The following is a 5,011-nucleotide window of genomic DNA, read 5'->3' as shown; positions in this document are numbered from 1 at the left end:
GGAAATTGAATCAGGAAAATATGTAGAAAAATTCAGGCATTCGACAAAGTTAACCTTCAAACCAATACCGCCTTTTTAACTTCCCGGAGGGACACTTTGAAAAAGCAATTATGGCAACAAACTATTATCGCAAAAATTAATAACCAGGCCCATTTATTGGCCAAAGAACGAGTTGAAAATAAGTTGTTGCTGAACTTTGCAAAAGAAGTAAAAAGTGGAGATAGTGAAAATCATGAAGCCAGAGCAGCGGTCTATTATTGGAAGCATTTATTTCCACCCTTTTTAAATTTTAGCCGTGATCGCCATGGCCCTCCTCCCAACAACTTACTTAACTACGGCTATGCGATACTCAGGGCGGTAGTAGCGAGGAGTATCGTTGCATCCGGTTTACTACCAACCTTGGGTATTTTTCACCGTAACCAATACAATGCTTATTGCCTGGCAGATGATATCATGGAGCCTTACCGTCCATTCGTAGACAAGATAGTTTGTTCAATTATTAGCGCACAAGGTAAATACCTGGAAATGACACCCTCTATGAAAAAACAACTGCTGGGTATTCCCGCCATGGACGTTCAATTAGATGGGCAGAAAAGCCCCCTTTTGATTGCAGTACAACGAACCACCACTAGTCTTGCAAAATGTTATGAAGGAAAATCACGGAAAATCCTCTATCCGGTGCTTGAATAACAAATTGAATACTAATGCATTCAAGATTAAATGCATATCGCGTTATGTGGGTTCTCGTATTTTTCGATCTTCCGGTAGACACTCGAAAAGATCGTAAAAACTATGCAACATTTAGAAAGAAAATTCTACAGGACGGCTTTAGCATGTTCCAATTTAGTATGTACATCCGTCACTGTAGCAGCAAAGAAAATGCGGATGTACATATTAAAAGGGTAAAATCCATTTTGCCATTCCAAGGACATGTGGGAATTATGTGCGTAACAGACAAGCAATTTGGTATGATGGAAATATTCAGAGGACATTTAGAGGTGCGCGCACCGGATACCGTGCAACAGTTAGAACTATTCTAATAGGAAATAAAAAACGGGCGGATCGCCCGTTTTTTATTTCCTAAAAACAACCTTAAATCCTTTACTGTATTGAACTTTGAAGGATTGTGTTGTTTAAAAGCGAAACTACATAATAAAATGAAAGCAAATCACAACCGAAAAGAAAATAGCGAAACATAACACTTAGTTGTTTAAAAGCGAAACTACATAATAAAATGAAAGCAAATCACAACAAAGGAACTGCAGGAGCGAACCGGTATTACGTTGTTTAAAAGCGAAACTACATAATAAAATGAAAGCAAATCACAACTGTTCATCAACGGGTTTACCCTGGGATCATGTTGTTTAAAAGCGAAACTACATAATAAAATGAAAGCAAATCACAACCATTTGCGCCCATATATCCAATAAGTCGCGGTTGTTTAAAAGCGAAACTACATAATAAAATGAAAGCAAATCACAACTGGTACCTATGAATTGAACCAGCTCATTATGTTGTTTAAAAGCGAAACCACATAATAAAATGAAAGCAAATCACAACACTTAAGATTATAAGTACCATCGCCCTCGCGTTGTTTAAAAGCGAAACTACATAATAAAATGAAAGCAAATCACAACAGCTGAGTCTGTGATCTCTGAACCGATTGTGTTGTTTAAAAGCGAAACTACATAATAAAATGAAAGCAAATCACAACCAGCATCGTCTTTTTGTTGAAGCGTAAGGGGTTGTTTAAAAGCGAAACTACATAATAAAATGAAAGCAAATCACAACAAAAGCCTAGAAGATCAGGCGAAGTTCTTTGTTGTTTAAAAGCGAAACTACATAATAAAATGAAAGCAAATCACAACCCTTAATAACGTAGATAGCCGTCCTGCGGAGTTGTTTAAAAGCGAAACTACATAATAAAATGAAAGCAAATCACAACTCAGACCTGGAAGGCTTAAAAGACGAAGAGGGTTGTTTAAAAGCGAAACTACATAATAAAATGAAAGCAAATCACAACTAATGAAGGTAGCTACTAACTCTATCATTGAGTTGTTTAAAAGCGAAACTACATAATAAAATGAAAGCAAATCACAACAGCTGGTTAAGGAGGACCCAGCGGCCTATTGTTGTTTAAAAGCGAAACTACATAATAAAATGAAAGCAAATCACAACTGTTGGGACTTCCAAATAGCAGGAAATGACGTTGTTTAAAAGCGAAACTACATAATAAAATGAAAGCAAATCACAACTTGATAATCCGCACATCCCCAACGCGGCGGGTTGTTTAAAAGCGAAACTACATAATAAAATGAAAGCAAATCACAACAAATACTACTGGTGAAACCGACGGCCTACCGTTGTTTAAAAGCGAAACTGCATAATAAAATGAAAGCAAATCACAACGCATAGCCGTTGACCTGGACGCAGCCGGTGGTTGTTTAAAAGCGAAACTACATAATAAAATGAAAGCAAATCACAACCAATAGCTACTTATCAAGATTACACTTTGCGTTGTTTAAAAGCGAAACTACATAATAAAATGAAAGCAAATCACAACAGGAACTATCTATTCTTGAAATCCGGAAAAGTTGTTTAAAAGCGAAACTACATAATAAAATGAAAGCAAATCACAACGGAGACGTTTCAGATTGCTACCCGGCGCGCGTTGTTTAAAAGCGAAACTACATAATAAAATGAAAGCAAATCACAACCAGTAACAGTGCGAACAGCAAACGACACACTGTTGTTTAAAAGCGAAACTACATAATAAAATGAAAGCAAATCACAACAGTAAAAGATTATCTGTCCAGCTTCACTACGTTGTTTAAAAGCGAAACTACATAATAAAATGAAAGCAAATCACAACACCGGAGAGAAGGTCGATGACGTATTAACGTTGTTTAAAAGCGAAACTACATAATAAAATGAAAGCAAATCACAACAAATATAACGTCATCGTCAAATGCGTCCTTGTTGTTTAAAAGCGAAACTACATAATAAAATGAAAGCAAATCACAACCGTTACATTGCCGGAAATCCCCGAAATATGGTTGTTTAAAAGCGAAACTACATAATAAAATGAAAGCAAATCACAACACCGCGACAAAAACACGGAGGTGATGAATGTTGTTTAAAAGCGAAACTACATAATAAAATGAAAGCAAATCACAACGTAGTAAGAGGTACAGAGGATGTTTTGATAGTTGTTTAAAAGCGAAACTACATAATAAAATGAAAGCAAATCACAACTTGCATGTAGAAAGTTTCATTTAATTCATGTTGTTTAAAAGCGAAACTACATAATAAAATGAAAGCAAATCACAACTGGTTGTGAGTCATATTTAGGTACGGGAAAGTTGTTTAAAAGCGAAACTACATAATAAAATGAAAGCAAATCACAACAATTCTCCGTCTTTTAGTACCGAGTCCTCGGTTGTTTAAAAGCGAAACTACATAATAAAATGAAAGCAAATCACAACCGTCCCTAAAAAATACATTGCGTACATTACGTTGTTTAAAAGCGAAACTATATAATAAAATGAAAGCAAATCACAACTTATTCTTTAATCATAAAAAACAACCACATGTTGTTTAAAAGCGAAACTACATAATAAAATGAAAGCAAATCACAACATTTCTGCACCGTTAAAAAATTTCGTTTCGGTTGTTTAAAAGCGAAACTACATAATAAAATGAAAGCAAATCACAACAGCTATGCCTCGTTATTATAAGGACAAGATGTTGTTTAAAAGCGAAACTACATAATAAAATGAAAGCAAATCACAACCTACGCAAATGCGTAACTACCAAATTTATGTTGTTTAAAAGCGAAACTACATAATAAAATGAAAGCAAATCACAACCCAGCACCCCTATGATCGCTATCAACGCGAGTTGTTTAAAAGCGAAACTACATAATAAAATGAAAGCAAATCACAACTATGCCGGCGACGGCGCAAAACCATTGGTTGTTGTTTAAAAGCGAAACTACATAATAAAATGAAAGCAAATCACAACGGAAATAGACATGGCCGACATGCGCGTACGGTTGTTTAAAAGCGAAACTACATAATAAAATGAAAGCAAATCACAACCTACGCAAATGCGTAACTACCAAATTTATGTTGTTTAAAAGCGAAACTACATAATAAAATGAAAGCAAATCACAACCCAGCACCCCTATGATCGCTATCAACGCGAGTTGTTTAAAAGCGAAACTACATAATAAAATGAAAGCAAATCACAACTATGCCGGCGACGGCGCAAAACCATTGGTTGTTGTTTAAAAGCGAAACTACATAATAAAATGAAAGCAAATCACAACGCAGCTACTACTACTTCCCTTCCAAGTCGTGTTGTTTAAAAGCGAAACTACATAATAAAATGAAAGCAAATCACAACATCGCCACACAAAGCGTGGTAATCATTCTCGTTGTTTAAAAGCGAAACTACATAATAAAATGAAAGCAAATCACAACGCAATGCCTCGTTATTATAAGGACAAGATTGTTGTTTAAAAGCGAAACTACATAATAAAATGAAAGCAAATCACAACCCTAACCCGTCTAGGTATTCAGGGGTACGAGTTGTTTAAAAGCGAAACTACATAATAAAATGAAAGCAAATCACAACATTGAGTCGTATATCCTGCGTGCTTCCTTGTTGTTTAAAAGCGAAACTACATAATAAAATGAAAGCAAATCACAACCTTAAGGTAGGCCTTGTACATGTTTTGCCGGTTGTTTAAAAGCGAAACTACATAATAAAATGAAAGCAAATCACAACTATCAGGAGGGCGGCGTTTTTCACATTAAGGTTGTTTAAAAACGAAACTACATAATAAAATGAAAGCAAATCACAACCTACTGCCTACTTTATAGTAGGTAGTGCTTGTTGTTTAAAAGCGAAACTGAAATGGTCCAATAAATCCGGACAGTAAAGTTGCTTAAATTTGCAAAGCAATGACTGGAAGAAACACAAAAAAGACCCGTAGGAAATACGACGC

General features: G+C 35.5%; 2 protein-coding genes and 1 CRISPR repeat array. Both genes read left to right on the top strand.

All coding sequences use genetic code 11. The annotated features are described in order from the left end of the window. Window positions 1–96: 96 nt before the first annotated feature. Window positions 97–690 (top strand): type II CRISPR-associated endonuclease Cas1, encoded by a 594-nt coding sequence (gene cas1, locus GA0116948_RS20660; protein ID WP_240619275.1) that lies wholly within the window; start codon window positions 97–99, stop codon window positions 688–690. Window positions 691–704: 14 nt separating this feature from the next. Then, on the top strand, window positions 705–1,040 hold the full coding sequence (gene cas2 / locus GA0116948_RS20655; RefSeq protein ID WP_240619276.1) for a CRISPR-associated endonuclease Cas2: 336 nt from the start codon (window positions 705–707) through the stop codon (window positions 1,038–1,040). A gap of 88 nt (window positions 1,041–1,128) precedes the next feature. Next, window positions 1,129–4,868: direct repeats of the CRISPR family, unit length 47 nt; unit sequence GTTGTTTAAAAGCGAAACTACATAATAAAATGAAAGCAAATCACAAC. Window positions 4,869–5,011: the final 143 nt, after the last annotated feature.

The organism is Chitinophaga costaii, assembly GCF_900094705.1.
GTDB classification, from domain to species: Bacteria; Bacteroidota; Bacteroidia; order Chitinophagales; family Chitinophagaceae; genus Chitinophaga; species Chitinophaga costaii.
Note: the sequence above shows the minus strand (reverse complement) of the source record. Positions and strands in the feature narration are given on the sequence as shown.

Bases quoted from the DNA above. Each gene is read 5' to 3' on its own strand.
- cas2 (WP_240619276.1), top strand. From the start codon at position 705: ATGCATTCAAGATTAAATGCATATCGCGTTATGTGGGTTCTCGTATTT.